Source organism: Tissierella sp. P1, assembly GCF_002266425.1.
Taxonomy (GTDB): domain Bacteria; phylum Bacillota; class Clostridia; order Tissierellales; family Tissierellaceae; genus Tissierella; species Tissierella carlieri.
This window is the reverse complement of the sequence record NZ_NPMN01000049.1, coordinates 1-18,404: the sequence shown is the minus strand read 5'-3', so window position 1 is coordinate 18,404 and position 18,404 is coordinate 1. Positions and strand designations below refer to the sequence as shown.

Below are 18,404 nucleotides of genomic sequence, written 5' to 3'. Positions count from 1 at the left end.
TGAATTACAATATAAAAAAAGAAAATCAACTATGCTTCCATTGGAAATAGCTAAAAATGGGTGTATGCATATAGATGGATTCAATTTAATTATAACCTTTGAGGTAGCATTATCAGGAAGTCCACTTATACTTGGAAATGACGGTGTTATAAGAGATTTAGCAGGCTTAAGGGGTACTTATAAACCTATAGATAAAACTGACATAGCTTTACAACTTATTGGAAATAAACTAAATCAGCTTGAAGTTCCTGAGGTAATTTTTTTCCTTGACGCACCAGTCTCTAATTCTGGGATATTAAAAAGTAAAATTACTAATCTTGAAGATACATGGAAAATACCTTTAAATGTAGAACTAGTATCGAATCCTGATAGTATACTTTCTAAAATGGAAAGAGTAGTAACTTCAGATTCTATAATACTTGACGAATGCAAAAGTTGGTTTAATTTATCTAGAAAAATTATTGAAGAAAATATAAATAATCCTTGGATTATAAGCTTTAAGAATATGCACTAATCTTCTTAATGTATTTTTAGATTTTTACCTCGCTTATATTTGTTCAATAATTTCACAAGCCTATTTTTTCCATCCTTTAAAAACCATATAAAAATCTATATGGCTTTTAAATAAGTTTATTTTTAGTAGTTGAATTTTACTATTGTAGCCCAAATTGCTCTAAAATAGCCTTTGCTTTTTCAAATACTGATTTTTCTACTAGTATATCAACTCTTTCATTAGATGTACCACTAATTATTCTCATATAGCCGCCAATTCCATGCTCCTTTACTATATACGGAATCTTATGTTCATCCAATATACCTTTTACCATGTTAAATTCGTATTCATTATTAATAATTTTTAATAGAACTAGTTCAAAGTCATCTGATTTATTTCTCTTTTGAATTTTATTTTTTCTTTTAAACATAAGACTTCACCCCCTGTTCCATTTAGTTTAATAAAGTCTCATTTTTATCATATTATTCCTCATGTTCATTATACCCAATAAACTCCTTTGTATCTAATGATTTATTTTCTTTCGAATTATTATATCTTCAATCATATACTGCCTCACAAATCTCTAAATTTCAGTATAACTAGTTCCAAAATAGGTAGATATATAAAAAATCTAATTTACAAGGGGTATACTTTATAGACTGCAAATATTAATCCTAAAAGGAGAGTTTCGTGAAATTAATTATTAGAAATGCTAAACCTAGATGCCAGAGATGAAAAAGAATCTATTAGACTTATTAGAGAATGTTTATATGTAATTCAGAAAGAAAATTAAAATTAGGTGAGAAAACATTTAATATAGATTTTAAAGACTATTGAAATTTTTATGGAGTAAAATGCTATTAATAGTATCCTACCCCATAAAAAGATAATGATAAGATTATTGTCTCTTTTTATCTTTAGTTCTCAAATATGCTGCTCTCTCTTTTTCATATACTATATTAGAGTGGAAAAACTTAATTATATCTCTTAGATTAAAAGGTGCCATAGGTGCGGTATAAGGAGCTCCAAAGCTTGTAATAGAAGCCATTCTGATTGCTATAATATTAATCCCCATTATTAAGCCAAAAACTCCAAATGTAGCAGTGAAAATTAATAACATAAATTTCAAAATCCTAATAGAATTCATAATACTATAATCTGGAGCTGCAAATGAAGCCATAGAGGATAAAGCCACAATAATTACCATTAATGGACTTACAAGTCCTGCAGTTACAGCTGCTTGACCTATAACTATTGTTTCCACTATCCCTAAAGCAGGTCCTATTTGCCGAGGTAACCTTACACTTCCTTCTCTTAGAATTTCTCCAATTATCTCCATAATAAAAGCTTCCAAAAATGCATTTACAGGCACAGCAACTCTTGAAGATGCAAGAGCTAAAATATACTGAGAAGGAAGAACATCAGGATGAAAAGCTACCACTGCAACATATAAAGAAGAAAGGGTAAGAGTTAAAAATATGGATAAAATTCTAAGAAATTTAATAAATATTGAAATATATGAATTATCATAATGATCTTCTCCAGAATCTATAAATTCTAAAAATGTAAAAGGAGCAACAAGTGCAAGGTTACTACCATTTACTATTATACACACTTTACCATCTAGTATATGTCCACATGCTGAATCTGATCTTTCAGAGACCCCCATTTCTGGGAAAAGAGGTGAGCCCCCTAATATTAGTTTTTGCACATGTCCTGACTCTAGTATCCCATCAATATCTATATTAGATAGTCTTTTCTTTATATTATTAACAACATCAGAGTTTGCAACATCCTCAAGGTAAACTACTGCTACATTTGTTTTTGTTCTCTTACCTAGAGACAAATATTCTATAGATAATGAAGAATCCTGAATTCTATACCTTATTAATGATATGTTTGAATCTAAATTTTCTGTAAAAGAATCTTTTGGAGCTCTGACAGCAGTCTCTATTTGAGGCAAATCCACATTTCGCTTTTCGACCTTTAATGTATTAACCTTAATGAAGTTTTTATCTTTGGGAATAAGTATAATTGCATTACCCTGTAAAATAAAGTTGAGAATATTCTCTTTGCCCTCCTCTATTGAAACATTGTCAGTGTAGATTATCGAATTTCCAATTTTCTCTGCACTAAGCTGAAAACCTCCCTTGTATGAAAGAATTGGCTTGATTATGTCTTCTGAAATTCTAACCCTATCAGTTAATTGCATTATGAATAATATATAAATATTTACTCTGTCTCCTGTCAGTTTTCTTACTGTAACATCTCTATTTGAAGAACTGATATTTTCTATGATTTCTAGTATATCCTTTTCTTCCATTATTCTGCCTCTCCTTTATTATTTCCCTTTACTTTGGTGTTAATAAAATTATAATTTATTATTTTGGACTTCACCTTTACATTAAAGTGAATATCAGGATACACTTCTGTCCAATTTACAGTATTAAAACTTACAGGATTATCTGCTTTAAAATGTCTAGCAAAACCAAAAATATCACATTTAAATTCTTTTTGAGAACGCTCTATAGAGGAAACAACTTTATTCTTAACCTTATTTGCTATAATACTCTCTAATTCTTTTATTGTCTCATCAGAAATAGGTTCTTGGATATATTCATAAATAAGTTTCGAATCTAATTCTAATTTTATATCTATATAAATTTCACCATCTTTACAAGAGGTAGTTACTTTTCTTTTTCTAAGCTTTGTTTTTACAGAGATAAAATTAGTTTTATTTTCGGTGCTAGGTATTGCTTCAATGGAAGAAGCATTATCAATAATTAAATAAAGAATTCCGCTGCTATCTTCTGCATTAATTGCTCCTATAAACTTTGAATCTTTTATTACAGCAAGACCTAAATATTTTATAGTATCTTCTTCTCTCTTTATATATGGTACTAGAAAACCTATTTCTGCAAATGATATATTGTGTCTTATATCTTCAACTGTAGTATATATTGTAGCTCCATCCTTCTCCAAATATCTTATTGTATTTTCAATACTATGACCTGTAGATATGTCATTAACAACCTTTTCTTTGAACAACTCTTCAGTATGTTGTTCGCTTATGACAGTAAGCACAGAAGATCTAAATCCAGGCATGAAACTGAATCTATTAATATACGATTCTATTCCTTTCTCTTTTGCATATTTCTTGGAAAATACAATAGCTCTTATTGCTCCAGAAAAATCTACAGTAGGAATTTTATAATCATAGTCATATTTTGCTTCTTCAAAATTTTTCCCGCTTGAGCTATAATAATATGTATCAGTAATAGAAGCAGAAGTACCACTTTTATTAGATTCTGAAATTAACTTAGCTATTTCGCCATTAAAAATAATTTCCTCATCTACTTTATTGATTCCTACAGATAATGTAATACTTCTATTATTTATATCTTCATAGTCCCAACATCCTGATAATAGCAGTATATTTATAATAAGGAACATGAATAGAAATATTCTTATTTTATTTATCATTTTTCTTCACCTTCATAGCAATAAATAAAATTAATGGAATTATCATTAGTGTAATAATACCTAAATTCTTAGCAATAGTCGGCAACATACGAATTTCACTAGGAGTTTTAGGGATTTGTGATAGGATAAACACAATAGCTATAACAATAAAAATAATTATATTAGGAGATATCTTTTTAAAAAACTTTTCTGATTGTTTTAATATTAGATAAGATACTATATAGACATCACAAAATAAGTTCATGGTCCAAAAAATAACATAAAACCCATCAAGACGCTTTAAGACTTCTAAATAAGGTAAATCAATTCCTTTTAACACCTTAAAGACTGATACATCATAACGAATTATATCTTCAACTCCAACAACAGATATGGTGGATTCTATAACAAAAATATACAATAACCCAATAAAAACTATTGATAAAATTGAGTACTTAATAATGCTTTTATTTATTTTTTTATTAAGTGGAATAAACATAATTATTTCCAAACCTATAAATGGAAGAAAGAGTTCAAAAGAAGCCTTTGCATATGTCATTATATCTTCCACTCCTAATATTGGTCTAATATTTACTATTTTTCCCTGTGTAGCGACTATAATTTGTATAAAGACAAATCCAATTATGACTAAAAATATATAAATTTCTGTTACTCTTGCAATGGTTTTGAGATCTTTAGTAAGTCCATAACTTACAACTAACAGTAAAAATATGCTTATTGCCCATACTGGTGTCTTTTGAAGAAAAATCGATGTAACAATTTCTGAATATGATCTTACTAAATAACTTAAAAGAAATATAAAATAAATTATATATATAATAATAATTAACTTTCCTAGTTTTTTTCCCACAAGCTTTTGACCATATTCAAATAATGTTTGATTTTCATGACTGTATCCTAGATATGATATGAAATATGTAAATATGGCAACTATTATAGTATTAATAGCAATGGGTATCCATGCACCTGTACCTACTTCAGCTGCAGTAGTATTGGGGAGATTAATAATACCATAGCCTACAACTACTGCAAAAATCATAAATGCTATCTGTCTATTTGTAATAGAATGGTTCATGCCAATCCTCCGCAACTTGTTTATAAAATAGTATTCCATATAGATTAGCAAAGTATGTGCTATTAAAAACTCCTAAATTGAATTTGAGAAATTATAAAATATATGTTTTAAATAATAATAGTTAAAATCATTATAATAATACTACCATAGCCTATATTCGCTTCTATTTATTATCACCAAAGTATAATTACATTATTATAGAATTTACATAACTAAAATAGCCATTATGAATTTAGGTTCACAATGGCTATTTTATATTAATTTTATTTATAATATCTTCTAATCCTGCTCACGAGGTCTACTCTCATTATTTACTTTATCTAAAGCTGTTATTGCATACTTATATCTCATAGACAAATCAACATTTTTGTCTATAAAGACAAAAGCATTATAATTATCTCTATCTACTTTTCTAACAATACTTTTTCCTTCATTACTTCCATCTTCAATTGCTCCTCGATATACTAAATAAGATATAGCATCATTTGTTGGGGAATCTTCCCAAATCAATATATTTCCATAGTTAGTTCCTATTGACCTTAAACTCAATGGAGCTTGTACTTCACTATGACTTGTCTCAGATTTAGTGGGTGATGAAATCTTACTAGTAAAATGCTCCGTCTTGAGAATATTAATAAACTCGTTATTCACTGGATTATTTACATTTTCTAATAAAGATCTATAACTAAAGAATATACTTCCCTTTATCTCATCATATAAACTATTAAACTTAAGCTGATTTGATATTTCCTGAGGATTTTTCCAACTTAAATTCTTATTATTTACATCAGCTTTTCTATAGCTGGCATGACCAATATATAAATTTACTTCTGTTCCATTTGCCACATCAGCCCACCAATCAACTAATTCTCCATAAGGTGCCGCCTTCTCATCAAAGGTCCAATAAATTTGTGGTGCTATATAATCAATCCAATTATTTTTAACCCATTTTCTTGTATCTGCAAATTGATCATCATAAGAAGCTCTAGATGTTCTAGGTGTTAAAGAACCTGTTCCCTCTATACTTCCTTCTGGATGCAGATCTTTATGCCCCCATATACCAAAAGGACTAATACCAAATTGTACACTCTTATTATTGTTATTATTATAAGTCTTAATGGAGTTATGAACAGTTTCTATTAGCTTGTCCACATTGTTTCTTCTCCAATCATCCCTATTTTTAAATCCACTTCCATACTTATTAAATGCGGCTTCTTCCTCCTTTGCATACCAGCTATCTCCACTCTTAAAAGGATAGAAATAATCATCAAAATGAACTGCATCTATATCATAGTTTTCTACTACTTCCATTACACTATCATTAATATATTTAATTACTTCAGGTTCTCCTGGATTTAATTGAAGCTTACCACCAAAATTAAAAACATATTGCGGATTTTGTCTTGCCCAATTATTAGAAGCTAAATCAGACAACTGTTCACTTCCAGTAGTTACTCTATATGGATTAAACCAAGCGTGAAATTCCATTCCACGATTATGAGCTTCTTCAATCATCCACTCTAATGGATCCCATTCAGGACTTAAACCCTGTGTACCAGTTAAATACTCTGACCAAGGATTTATATTTGATTCATAAAATGCATCTAATTTCGGTCTAACTTGAAATATAACTGCATTCATATTTAAGGCTTCTAAATTATCTAAAATCCTTATGTACTCATTCTTATACTCCCATTCAGTCAATCCCTTTTTAGATGGAAAATCTAAGTTATACACCGTGGACACCCATACCCCTCTTAACTGTTCTGTCTGCTCTTTGGCATATACAGGTATCTCTATTGGTTTATTTTTTAAGTAAATTATTTCATTTGAGTTATACCTCTTTAAAAGCTGCATTCCCATACCACTAGAATTTGCATTAACAGAAATAGTGTTTAAAGTCATAGTTAAAACAGTAGCACCTATTGTAATAAATTTAAATATTTTCTTTTTCATCTCCTATCCAACTCCAATCAAATAAATTATGCTGTTTCATAGAATTATATTATAATTCTATGGAGATTTCAAATTACGATTCTGTGACAATTCAATAAAAAAATCTACAACCTGGATTAACTGGGCTGTAGATAAAAATTTTAATTTATTATTTATAAAAAAGTAATTCTATCTCACTATTAATACAGAAATTTTAATATGATTTAGCACCTTATTTGATACACTACCTAGCATCGCTCTTGATAAAGCATTTAATCCTCTGCTTCCCATAACTACTAAATCATATCCTCCCTTTTCCGCCATTTCTATAATTTCACGAGCGGCATCACCACATTTAATAGATGTGCCAACCTTCCCTTCGTATCCTTCAAAAATTTTTAATGCTTCATCTAATAATTTCTTACCATGTTCTAACAATACCTTATTTATTTCAGATTCATATACCCTGTCTATAACATATGGATGGTAATTTCTTAGATCACTAACAACATTTAATATCATTAATTCACTGTTGTTTAATAAAGCAAGTTCTTTTGCTTTCTCTAGCGCCTTTGTTGAGTTTTCAGAGCCATCAATTGCCACTAAGATTTTTTTCATAGTCATACCCTCCTTTTATATTGTTTTATTAAAAGTATATGCTCAAAATTATACAGTCTGCAACTACTTTCATAATACATATACCCTATTCGTTATTATATTAACATAAAGCTAAGAAAAAAATCCTTACTTTAATTAGTAAGAATTTCCTCCTCAAACATCTCTACTATTATATGTGGGTCAACAGGCTTACTGATTAAATATCCTTGAATTTGATCACAGCTCTTTTTCTTTAGATATTCTAACTGTTCCCAAGTTTCTACCCCTTCTGCAATAGTTTTTATCTTTATAGATTTAGCCATATTAATAATAGTCGTTACAATAGTTTTTGCATTTTCATCATTCAACATATCATTAATAAATGAGCGATCTATTTTTAATGTATCAATAGGAAATCGTGTAAAATAAGCTAATGAAGAGTAACCTGTACCAAAATCATCTATAGATATGCGAACTCCCATACTTTTTAATTCTTTCATTTTAAGAAGCTTCTCCTCTACTCTATCCATAGCAATTCTTTCTGTAATTTCCAACTCTAAATATTTAGGTTCTAATTCTGTTTCCTCTAATATTTCCTTCACCATTTCAACAAAATTCGTTTGTTCAAATTGAATAGCTGAAACATTTACCGACACTATAATTGGTGAATAACCTTCTTTTTGCCATTGCTTATTTTGCCTACATGCTTCCTTTAAAACCCATCTGCCTATCTCTATTATTAAACCATTTTGTTCAGCTATTTGTATCAGCACTAAAGGAGAAACTTTACTATATAAGGGATTTGTCCATCTAAGCAATGCCTCTATACCTATGTTTCTGCCTGTAGCCAATTCTCTAATAGGTTGATATACTAATTTAAATTCATTGTTTTCAATTGCATGGTATAAGTCATTCTCTATTTTTTGCTCCTCTTTAATCAGTTCCTCCAACTCAAAATCGTAGAATCTATAATGATTTCCTCCCATCTTTTTAACTATGAGCTTTGCGATAGTTGCTTGATGTATGATTTCTTCTATAGCTATACTGTTATTAGTAGAAACACTAGCCCCAATACTCACCCTCATAACAAATTGATTATCATTGACTTTTACCTCACCACTACATAAATTCCATAACTTCTTTATCCGTTCCTCTATAGTTAATATATCATCCTCGTATAAGAATAAGATAAATTCATCTCCCAGAAATCTAGCTACAATTTCTTCTCCTCTCAAAAAATTCTTAAGCTGTCTTGCAAAATCGCAGAGCACTCCATCTCCAAAATCAAAACCATGAATACTATTTATCCTCTTAAAATCATCGATAGATATTATTACTATGGATGTCACTATTTTTTTGTCAGCTAACTTCTTCATCTTATAAGGAAGTTCCAGAAAGAAACCATTATAATTATAAAGTTCTGTTACCATATCTCTATAAGTTAAATCTTTAATCTTTTCTAGCATTTTATTAAAACTTTTAGCCGCTAAACCTAATTCATTATATATTTTCTCATTTGCCCTTATATTCAGATCACCATTAGCAGCTCTCTCGAATACTTTTTTTAATTCTAGAATTGGTTTTGATAGACTTCTTGAATAGAAGAAACAAAATGCAATCACTAATATTAATCCTATAATAATAGCTGCTAAAATTGTATTCCTCACTCCATTTATTTCTTTGTAAATTGATTTTTCAGAAATAGAAATAAGAAAGGTCCACTCTGGAGATTCTCTAATCTTATTAAAAAACACCAATATATTTTCACCATTCTCATCTATATATTCAATGATACCAGATTTCCCTTCTAGTATTTCATTTATTATATTGCCATCATCTATTATATAATCTTTAATATTTTTCTTTAAAGATGCTTGAGAATCTGGATGTGCTACTAATACACCGTCCTTATTTACTATCCAACCATAAGCTTCTCCCTTCAAATTCATTCCTCTTACAACCTCGTTCAAAAACTCGTTATTTATTACTATATTTACTAGCCCAATAACTCGATTTTTTTCATCAGTAACACTATGGGAAATAATTATAATAGGCTTGTCTGATTCATGAACATATGGGCTATAAAATGGCTGAGAGATTATACATTCCTCTTCCTCTACAAAAATCTTTTGATATTGTTCTTGATGTGAGATATCAAATTCATCTAATATTGTTGACCAAGCCCTACCATCTGGATAAGATATAGTCATATTTCTATATTTATTCTTTAGTACTAAATTAGGCAAATAAGATTTTATCTTTTCCAAGTCCATTGACCTTATTATTGGTGATTTTGATATTATGGTTATCTGCTCAATAAATCCTTTTAACTCCTTAGTTACTTCATCTGATCTAGCATTTACTATTTCACTATACTGAGCTTTAATATGCTTTGGAAGTTCATTTAATTTCAAATCAGAAAAAACAAACAATAATCCAAATAGTATTATTGCCCCTACCACGAGATATATTAGTATTTGATTTCTAATGGATTTCATATCATTATCACCTTTTCTCTATTCAGTGTCAATTTAATATCACGAGTATATATTGGCATAATATTTGAATCAATCTTTTTTAGACTTTTTTCGACAAAGTTTTATTTAAAAATTACCTCTATATTTCAGAGGTAATTCACTGTTTGTTTCTATTATTTAGTTCTTATAATTTCAACATCATATCCATCTGGATCTGTTACAAAATAATATCTTGGCTTTTCACCCGGAAGACCCATTAATTCTGTAACTTCATATCCCATTTCTTTATGTTTTTCTCTTGATGCCTCTAAATCTTCTACTCCAAATGCCATATGACTAAAGCCATCACCAATTACATATGGTTTTTCTGGATTATAGTTATATGTTAATTCTATTTCATGTTTCCCTGATTCATCAGATAAAAAAACTAAAGTAAATTCATCCTCTGGAAAATCCTTTCTTCTTGTCTCTGCTAAGCCTAAAGCTTCTTTATAAAATTTTAAAGATCTTTCTAAATCCATTACTCTTATACAAGTATGAAGTATTTTATAGTTCATAAATCACCACTCCTTTTTTGTAAATTAATGATATATATCCTATTATACCCTATTTATCCTATGTATTGAAAGTATTTTACTAATAAAATAATATTCTATTCGCTGGGCATAATAATTTAAAACTATTAGGAGGAGATAATATGTCTATTTTGCAAATAGATACTTGTGGATATGAAATTAATGATATAAATGATGTAGTTTTACGAACTTTTGATTCCCTGCCAGTAGGTGAAAAAATGGTGTTAATAAACGATACGGACCCATCTCATGTATTCAATCAATTGGAAGAAAAAAGATTTGGAAAATTTGAATGGGAATATATTGAGGAAGGACCAGATGTATGGAAAGTATCTTTAGCAAAAAAATATCTTAACTATATATAATAAGGTAGATAGCAGTTTGCTATCTACCTTTAGTTAATAACTTTATCAATATTAAAACGTTCTGAGATATCCCAGAATAATTTCAAAATCTTAATATTTACAACTATAGCTATTATGATAACCACTATTAAATATATAAGACCTATTACAGGAATCAATGCTATAGGTATTCCTAGAAATACTGCCAATAAAACCTTCCAATAATAATTCCATAGCTCATCAGCCATATTAGATAAATCTATTATATTGTTTTTTCTGCACATCTCTTTAATTCCAACAAGCAAATTATACATGAGTAGTAAAGATAAAACAGTTGAGGCTATCCCAACTATAGTACCTATTAGACTAGATTGCGGCAATGTGAAATATCCACCTCTAATATTATTTTGATAAATTGAAAATAATGATAAAACTATTAATGGATAATTATATTTCATTGCCATAGTAAAATGTTCGCTATTAGGCAATAACATCTTTATTCCTTGTAAAATAATAATATAACCTATAGAGTCTGGTAATATATCAACTCCAGAAATTCTTAAATTAATAAATATGAAGATATATCCCCAAAACAACTTCTTAAAAGCCTTTTCATACATAAGTATCCCCCTTCCCAATGCGACTTTATACTATAGTATTCTATAGTTATCATTAAAACCACTTATAAAATTAAATTTATTTATATTATTTTCTCTTCTATAGATAAAACTAATGGTATAATGTATAGGTATTTAAATTATTTAATAGAAGAAGGGAATTATATGTTTAAAATTATTAATTATGAAGATATAGATCAAAATAGACTAGATGAAAATTATGTATTAATTGATGTTATATCCCCCCATGAATATACATTAGAAACAATACCAGGATCTGTTAACATCCCTATTTTTGATGATAAGGAAAGAGAATTAATAGGTACAATCTATAAACAAGAAAGTATTGAAATAGCAAAGAAAATTGGTATAGCAACTGCAGCAAAAAATCTTCCAAGTATTTATGATAGGGTATCTGAACTCGATAAGGAATATAATAATCTTATATTTTTCTGTGCTAGAGGTGGATTTAGAAGCAGCTCATTGGTTTCTCTTTTTAAAACCCTTGGAATAAATGCCACTAAACTGGATTGTGGATATAAGGGGTATAGAAAATATGTCAATGATCACCTACCAACAGTAGTAGAAAACATAAAATTTATAGTCCTTTATGGGAATACTGGGACAGGTAAAACTAATATTTTAAAATCTCTGGGAAGTCAAGGCTTGGATACTCTTGATTTGGAAGGTTGTGCTAATCATAGAGGTTCTATCCTTGGTAGTGTTGGTCTTGGTGAGCAAAACAGTCAAAAAATGTTTGAAAGTCTTGTATACAAGTCCTTAAAAAATAGAAAGACAAATTTTGTTTTTGTAGAAGGTGAAAGTAAAAGAATAGGTAAAGATATAATACCTAATTATTTGTATAATGCCATAAACAATGGAATAAATGTAAAGATTGAAGCTAATATAGAAACAAGAGTAAATAATCTTTTGAAGGAATATGTTCATGATACAGATAATGAACTTATAACCTCACTCCATAATCTAAGAAAATATTTGGGAGATAGTAATATTGATAAATATATAAAACTAATTGGAAAACATGATTATAAACCAGTAATAGAGGAACTGATAATAAAATATTATGACCCTCTTTACGAGCATAGAAATAGAGTTTATGAGGCAGTATTTTATAATGATAATGAATTACAAACAACTAATAAAATTATTGAATGGGCTAAAGATCATAAATATGATAAAAATTAATAAGACATAAGTGGCTTAATTCTTTACTCTGTTTTTTCATTAAATTAGAAAATTAAACTAATAAGGTAAATAATGGTTCCTGAAATACCCATAAATATACAAAATCTATAACTATCAGGAATTAAACTCAAATCACTCTTTGTTGGATTAGTTCTCCCAGTAGAAAATTTTTGATAGTTATATTGGGTATTCATTACCATTTTACTGCCACCAAGTACTGATAATGCTCCTACACATATTATTGCAAGAGAAGCATATTCTAACAAGTTCTTAAAGCCTAGATTAGTAAACCTACTTAATATGAAAGTTATTACAATTGTAATCATTATCATAATTATTAACTTTTTTATGTACTTAATTAGTTCAGATTTAATTATGTTCCAATCTATACTTGTTTTCATAATTTCTCCTTTCTTTTAAATACATAGAATAATTTCTTTATTCTCATCTTTTAATATTTTTTACATTATATTCTATTTACCCCTTTTTATACATATAAAAACTTAAAGTATAAAAATCAAGCTATAATTATAGCTTGATTTTTATACTTTTCCTTATAAAGTAGATTCAACCAATTCTTCATCTATCTCTAATGCTTTATATATAGTTTTTGCTATAAAATATACTAAAATCATAAATATATTAAAGGCAAAAAATGCTGTTAAACTATATGTTCTAGGTGACATGTATTTTTCAAAAAATGCAGCGGCAAAAGGGGCTTTATTTAAATAGCAATAATTAGAATTAGTTGCTTTATTAAATATATAAATTAGTAAATTATAAGTATTAGTAAAATACAATATTGATTTTAAACTATTTCTATCTATCCTATATTGATCTACCACTAAAATATATACTGTAGACCATAACAACCCAATATGTCCTAAGAAATAGGAAATATTTGTATAATGAGGAAATGAGAAGGGATATAAATCAACAGGCATCATTAGAACTAATATAGATCCTATAAATCCCCAGTAGCATCCAACATTCTTAAATATTTTTTTATCTGTTATAAAAGCAAGTATTATAAAAATGATAGCAATTCTACAATTATATAATGGTAAACTCTCTTTTATAGTACCATATCCCGAAAAACTGTACCAAAGATATAATATTATTTGCTGCAAAAATAAAATAATAATCATTAAAAGCTTAAATTTTCTTCCTATCAGAGGGTTTCTGAGTTTTCTTTGATTTAATAATATAAATTGAATTCCTAGAAATGCAACTAAAATAATTACCAAATGAGTCAAACTCCAGACAGGAAATACATATCCATCTGGAGTCCCTCTAAAAAAATGTTTTATCAGTTCCATAAGTTCTCCCTACCTTGCTATAAATCCTATCTTTTTATAAACCTTTCTAAGGGTTTTCATGGCTTGATACTCAGCTTTTTCTGCCCCATCTTTATATATCTTTTCTAGATAATCTTTATTTTTTATCAGATATTCAAACTTATCATGAATAGGTGAAAGTCCATTAACTACTACCTCTGCTAAATCTTCTTTAAATTTTCCATAGCCTTGCCCTTCATAACGATTTACTATTTGTGGTATTTCCTCATTTGAAAATATGCTATAAATTGTTAATAGGTTCTTTAGCCCCAGCTGTTCATCATTATATGCCATTACTCCTAAAGAATCTGTAACAGCTCTTTTTACTTTTCTTCTTATGACATCTTTATTATCTAGAATCAATATATATCCATTTTCATCTGAATCAGATTTACTCATCTTTGCCTCTGGATTTTGAAGACTCATTATTCTAGCCCCGAATTCCTTTATTAGTGGCTCTGGCACCTTGAAAGTATCACTATATTTATTATTAAATCTTATTGCCAAATCTCTAGCTAATTCTAAATGTTGTTTTTGGTCCTCTCCTACAGGCACTAAATCAGTTTGATATAAGAGTATATCTGAAGCCATTAAAACTGGATAAGTAAATAATGCTGCATTTAGATTCTCCTCAGATTTCTTAGATTTCTCTTTATATTGAGTCATTCTATTTAATTGTCCCATATAAGATATACTATTTAATACCCAAGTTAATTCTGCATGGCTGGTACATGAGATTGGACAAATAAAGTACTTTTATCTGGATCTATCCCACAAGCCAGATATAAAGCTAAGACATCTAATGTGTTTTTTCTAAGGTCTTTAGGTACTTGAGGTACTGTAATAGCATGCATGTCAACTATACAGTAGTAGCAATCATATTCATCTTGTAGCTCTACCCAGTTTTTTATAGCTCCTATATAATTCCCTATAGTTAGTGCTCCTGAAGGCTGCACTCCACTAAATACAATTTTCTTTTCCATAATAGTCCCTCCTATAATTCAATTCATAATTCATAGACATAGGCCGCTTGCACAATTCACATTTCTTAATGTACTGACTCTACATCAACTCACAACCTTTATCTACCCCGTAGGGCATAATTCAGTGGTGTCCGTTAGGACCTAGCGTTCGTTGTGTTAGGTCATTTTCCGCAGTTTCGCAACTCAAATTTGTTCACTCCCTAATGGTCGTGCAAATTTGGTGCTCATTGCGTTTGACCTACATCAACTCACTAGCGTTCGTTGTGTTAGGTCATAAAAAACCCTTTCATCTCTAATTAAAGAGACGAAAGGGTAATTTCCGCGGTACCACTCTTTTTGCTAAAAGCCAACTTTAATCCTTTAAGGGTGATTAACCCTATATCCTAATTATTTCAGATATATACTCCCAAGTCCATTCATCATAATAGTATCGCTAAGTTCTCACCATCCCTAGCTCTCTTTAGATCTTTATTATGATTACTATTCTTGTTCATTGTTAGTCCTATATTATATATATTATACTCTAGAATATTATATTGTAAACAATAAAATTTAATATTATTTACACGACATAAATATATCCATAATTTCTTTTTTTAACTACTCTAGCTGGAGCTCCTACTGCCGTAGAATATGGTGGAACATCTTCTAATACTACAGAATTTGCTCCTATTTTAGCTCCCTTTCCAATGGTTATAGGTCCAAGTATTTTAGCACCTGCACCAATGATAACATCATCTTCTATGGTAGGATGCCTTTTAGAGCCTTTTCTCCGCCTATTCCTCCCAAAGTCACACCATGATACATTAGTACATTATTTCCTATTTCAGCAGTTTCACCTATTACTACACCCATTCCATGGTCTATAAACAATTTCTCTCCAATTTTAGCTCCAGGATGTATCTCAATGCCAGTTATTCTCCTAGCTCGCTGAGATATTATCCAAGAGAGCACAAATCTCTTCTTCTTATATAGTTTATATGCAATTTTATGATAAAATATTGCCTTTAGACTTGGGTAGAAAAACATAGCTGTAAAAAGACTTTTAGCTGCAGGATCTTTTTCCAATATGTTTTTTCCTTCTTCTATGAGAAACTTAAACATAGAATCACTCTCCATTAAATAAGTCAGTAGATAAATACCTTTCACCAGTATCAGGAAGGACTGTTAATACTATTTTACCTTCACCTAGTCTCTTAGCTATTATATTTGCAGCAGCCAGATTTGCTCCTGATGAAATTCCACATAGAATCCCTTCTTCTGCTGCCAATTTCCTTGCATATGAATATGCAGTTTCTTCATCAATACTTAGTATTTCATCTACTATATCATTATCAAATATATCAGGTATAAAGTTTGCACCTATACCTTGTATCTTATGACCACTTGGCTGCCCTCCTGTTAGAACTGGAGATTTAGCTGGCTGAACTGCTATAAGCAATATATCCTTATTATATTCTTTTAGTCTTTTTCCTGCTCCTGATATAGTTCCACCTGTTCCAACTCCTGCCACAAAGGCATCTATATTCCCATCAGTGGCCTTAAGTATTTCTATACCAGTTGTTTCATAATGAGCCATTAAATTATTTTTATTTGCAAATTGATTTGGCATAAAATAATTATTATCTCTGGCTAATCCTTCTGCTAATTCTACGGATCCTGCCATCCCATATTTGCCTTCGGTTAAAATAATTTTTGCACCATAGGCTTGCATTAGTTTTCTTCTCTCTATACTCATAGTATCAGGCATAACTAAAATTACATTATATCCTTTTGCAGCTCCCATCATAGCCAAACCAACACCTGTATTTCCACTTGTAGGTTCAATTATTGTTCCACCTTTAGTTAAAAATCCCTCTCTTTCAGCTGCTTCTATCATATATAAAGCCGCCCTATCCTTTACACTACCAGAAGGATTAAAGGACTCAATTTTTACAAGTATCTCTGCCATTCCTTCTTTTTTCATATTATTTAGTCTTATAATTGGTGTATTTCCCACCAATTCTCCAATATTATTTAATATCATTTTGCTACCTCCCTTTATTCAATTCATAGTTTACAATTTAAAATAATAAGTCACTAGAAATTTTATTTCTTATAAATAAAACATACTTTTAGTTTATCCTCATCTATAGGTAAAATTCCTCCGAAATTTTTATCACCTTCTTTGTATCCTTTTAAGTTAAATTAAAAAAACCTTTTACCCATGTATAAATAAATATACAGAGGCAAAAGGTAAGTTTCGCGGTTCCACTCTGCTTGGGGTAATCCCCAGCTCGATTCAAGTACTTTCATACTCTAGTTCTATAACGGGAACAACCGTATAAGTCTACTATAGTTTTCGACTCCATGCTCCTTAGTGCACTTCAAATATATATTGTATAGATTCCTTTCACCAATAGAATCCTCTCTGAAATACTCTATATAATTTACTTTACCAATTCATAGCATTTTAGTATGTTTTAAATATTATATTCAAGTATAGCATAATAGTTCTTAAAAATAAAGCATTTTTTTATTTTTTATTTATATTATTTTTGGGTAATATGAGTATGAGGTGATTAAATTTGAATTACACAAATATTTTATTAGTAGAAGATGAAAAAAATATTTCAGATGTTATTAAAGCGTATTTAATCAAAGAAGAATTTAATGTGTTTTTGGCTAATGATGGAGAGATTGCCTTGAACTTGTTTAATAATAATGATATTCACTTAATTATACTAGACTTGATGATACCCAAAGTTTCAGGTGAAGAAGTATGTAAGAAAATAAGATCTGTATCTAATGTGCCAATTATAATGCTGACTGCAAAAACTCATGAAGACGATAGAATCGAAGGTTTATCCATAGGCTGATGATTATGTATTAAAACCTTTTAGTCCGAGAGAACTGATTGGCCGGGTGAAAGCATTACTTAGAAGATCTTATCCTAATTCTAGACCTTCAGCTGAAAAACTTAGTTTCAATAATGGCGATTTAGAAATTGAAGTAGACAAAATGACAGTCAGAAAAAACAATGAAAATATTAGCTTTACAACAAATGAGTTCAAAATTTTATTAGCCCTTGTATCTAACCCAAATCATGTACTTTCAAGAGATCAATTGATTGAATTTTCCCTTGGTCATGAATACGAAGGATTTGATAGAACCATCGATACTCATATAAAAAATATTAGACAAAAAATTGAAACTAATCCAAAATCCCCTGAATACATCCATACTGTTTATGGAGCTGGATATAAATTTGGGATAGGAAAACAATAACTACACTTTTTGATA

At 29.3% G+C, this 18,404-nt stretch carries 17 protein-coding genes, 2 pseudogenes and 2 other annotated features; of the genes and pseudogenes, 5 read left to right on the top strand and 14 right to left on the bottom strand.

Annotation, left to right across the window (positions count from 1 at the left end):
- Nucleotides 1-514: DUF434 domain-containing protein (locus tag CIW83_RS22410; protein ID WP_158220198.1), on the top strand; the 514-nt coding region annotated here is incomplete at its 5' end.
- Between the two features lie 139 nt (nucleotides 515-653).
- Here the strand turns inward: CIW83_RS22410 and CIW83_RS20795 are convergent.
- From CIW83_RS20795 to CIW83_RS20760, 8 genes are all read right to left on the bottom strand, one after another.
- Nucleotides 654-923: a putative signal transducing protein gene (locus CIW83_RS20795; RefSeq protein ID WP_094904354.1), complete on the bottom strand. Its 270-nt coding sequence runs from the start codon at nucleotides 921-923 to the stop codon at nucleotides 654-656.
- A 468-nt stretch (nucleotides 924-1,391) separates the two neighbouring features.
- The gene (locus CIW83_RS20790) at nucleotides 1,392-2,816 is read right to left on the bottom strand and encodes a spore germination protein (protein WP_094904353.1); all 1,425 of its coding nucleotides are present in this window, start codon (nucleotides 2,814-2,816) and stop codon (nucleotides 1,392-1,394) included.
- Nucleotides 2,816-3,976 carry a Ger(x)C family spore germination protein gene (locus CIW83_RS20785; RefSeq protein ID WP_094904352.1) on the bottom strand — a complete coding sequence of 387 codons (1,161 nt, stop codon included), beginning with the start codon at nucleotides 3,974-3,976 and terminating at the stop codon, nucleotides 2,816-2,818. The genes CIW83_RS20790 and CIW83_RS20785 overlap by 1 nt, the downstream gene beginning before the upstream one ends.
- Nucleotides 3,966-5,051: an endospore germination permease gene (locus CIW83_RS20780; protein WP_158220197.1), complete on the bottom strand. Its 1,086-nt coding sequence runs from the start codon at nucleotides 5,049-5,051 to the stop codon at nucleotides 3,966-3,968. The genes CIW83_RS20785 and CIW83_RS20780 overlap by 11 nt, the downstream gene beginning before the upstream one ends.
- A gap of 279 nt (nucleotides 5,052-5,330) precedes the next feature.
- Complete coding sequence (locus CIW83_RS20775; protein ID WP_094904350.1) at nucleotides 5,331-7,007, bottom strand: glycoside hydrolase family 10 protein; 1,677 nt, start codon at nucleotides 7,005-7,007, stop codon at nucleotides 5,331-5,333.
- Between the two features lie 168 nt (nucleotides 7,008-7,175).
- Nucleotides 7,176-7,604: a universal stress protein gene (locus CIW83_RS20770; protein ID WP_094904349.1), complete on the bottom strand. Its 429-nt coding sequence runs from the start codon at nucleotides 7,602-7,604 to the stop codon at nucleotides 7,176-7,178.
- 131 nt (nucleotides 7,605-7,735) lie between these two features.
- A complete protein-coding gene (locus CIW83_RS20765; RefSeq protein ID WP_094904348.1) occupies nucleotides 7,736-10,081 on the bottom strand; it encodes an EAL domain-containing protein in 2,346 nt (781 codons plus the stop codon).
- 152 nt (nucleotides 10,082-10,233) lie between these two features.
- A complete protein-coding gene (locus CIW83_RS20760; protein ID WP_094904347.1) occupies nucleotides 10,234-10,617 on the bottom strand; it encodes a VOC family protein in 384 nt (127 codons plus the stop codon).
- A 140-nt stretch (nucleotides 10,618-10,757) separates the two neighbouring features.
- Here CIW83_RS20760 and CIW83_RS20755 point away from each other — a divergent pair, with 140 nt between their 5' ends.
- Nucleotides 10,758-11,000, top strand: coding sequence for a DUF2249 domain-containing protein (locus CIW83_RS20755; RefSeq protein ID WP_094904346.1), 243 nt, complete (start codon nucleotides 10,758-10,760; stop codon nucleotides 10,998-11,000).
- Between the two features lie 29 nt (nucleotides 11,001-11,029).
- On the opposite strand, the gene CIW83_RS20750 is transcribed toward CIW83_RS20755, so the two are convergent.
- Nucleotides 11,030-11,599, bottom strand: coding sequence for a hypothetical protein (locus CIW83_RS20750; RefSeq protein WP_094904345.1), 570 nt, complete (start codon nucleotides 11,597-11,599; stop codon nucleotides 11,030-11,032).
- A 162-nt stretch (nucleotides 11,600-11,761) separates the two neighbouring features.
- On the opposite strand from CIW83_RS20750, the gene mnmH reads away from it, so the two are divergent.
- Complete coding sequence (mnmH, locus tag CIW83_RS20745) at nucleotides 11,762-12,802, top strand: tRNA 2-selenouridine(34) synthase MnmH (RefSeq protein WP_158220196.1); 1,041 nt, start codon at nucleotides 11,762-11,764, stop codon at nucleotides 12,800-12,802.
- Between the two features lie 44 nt (nucleotides 12,803-12,846).
- Here mnmH and CIW83_RS20740 read toward each other — a convergent pair whose 3' ends face one another.
- The 5 genes and pseudogenes from CIW83_RS20740 to cysK all read right to left on the bottom strand — a co-directional run bounded on the left by CIW83_RS20740 (nucleotide 12,847) and on the right by cysK (nucleotide 17,148).
- Nucleotides 12,847-13,203, bottom strand: coding sequence for a hypothetical protein (locus CIW83_RS20740; protein WP_094904343.1), 357 nt, complete (start codon nucleotides 13,201-13,203; stop codon nucleotides 12,847-12,849).
- Nucleotides 13,204-13,356: 153 nt separating this feature from the next.
- Nucleotides 13,357-14,121 (bottom strand): TIGR02206 family membrane protein, encoded by a 765-nt coding sequence (locus CIW83_RS20735; protein ID WP_094904342.1) that lies wholly within the window; start codon nucleotides 14,119-14,121, stop codon nucleotides 13,357-13,359.
- Nucleotides 14,122-14,130: 9 nt separating this feature from the next.
- Nucleotides 14,131-15,122: pseudogene (trpS, locus tag CIW83_RS20730) on the bottom strand (tryptophan--tRNA ligase).
- 297 nt (nucleotides 15,123-15,419) lie between these two features.
- Nucleotides 15,420-15,625 (bottom strand) — a binding site (T-box leader).
- Nucleotides 15,626-15,684: 59 nt separating this feature from the next.
- Nucleotides 15,685-16,241 (bottom strand): annotated as a pseudogene (epsC, locus tag CIW83_RS20725) (serine O-acetyltransferase EpsC).
- Nucleotides 16,231-17,148: a cysteine synthase A gene (gene cysK, locus CIW83_RS20720; RefSeq protein ID WP_094904341.1), complete on the bottom strand. Its 918-nt coding sequence runs from the start codon at nucleotides 17,146-17,148 to the stop codon at nucleotides 16,231-16,233. Before cysK ends, epsC begins: the two are co-directional and overlap by 11 nt.
- A gap of 195 nt (nucleotides 17,149-17,343) precedes the next feature.
- Nucleotides 17,344-17,577: a binding site (T-box leader), on the bottom strand.
- A gap of 112 nt (nucleotides 17,578-17,689) precedes the next feature.
- Here cysK and CIW83_RS25055 point away from each other — a divergent pair.
- A complete protein-coding gene (locus CIW83_RS25055; RefSeq protein ID WP_369819420.1) occupies nucleotides 17,690-17,980 on the top strand; it encodes a response regulator in 291 nt (96 codons plus the stop codon).
- A 46-nt stretch (nucleotides 17,981-18,026) separates the two neighbouring features.
- On the top strand, nucleotides 18,027-18,389 hold the full coding sequence (locus tag CIW83_RS25050; protein ID WP_369819419.1) for a winged helix-turn-helix domain-containing protein: 363 nt from the start codon (nucleotides 18,027-18,029) through the stop codon (nucleotides 18,387-18,389).
- The last annotated feature ends 15 nt before the right edge of the window (nucleotides 18,390-18,404 follow it).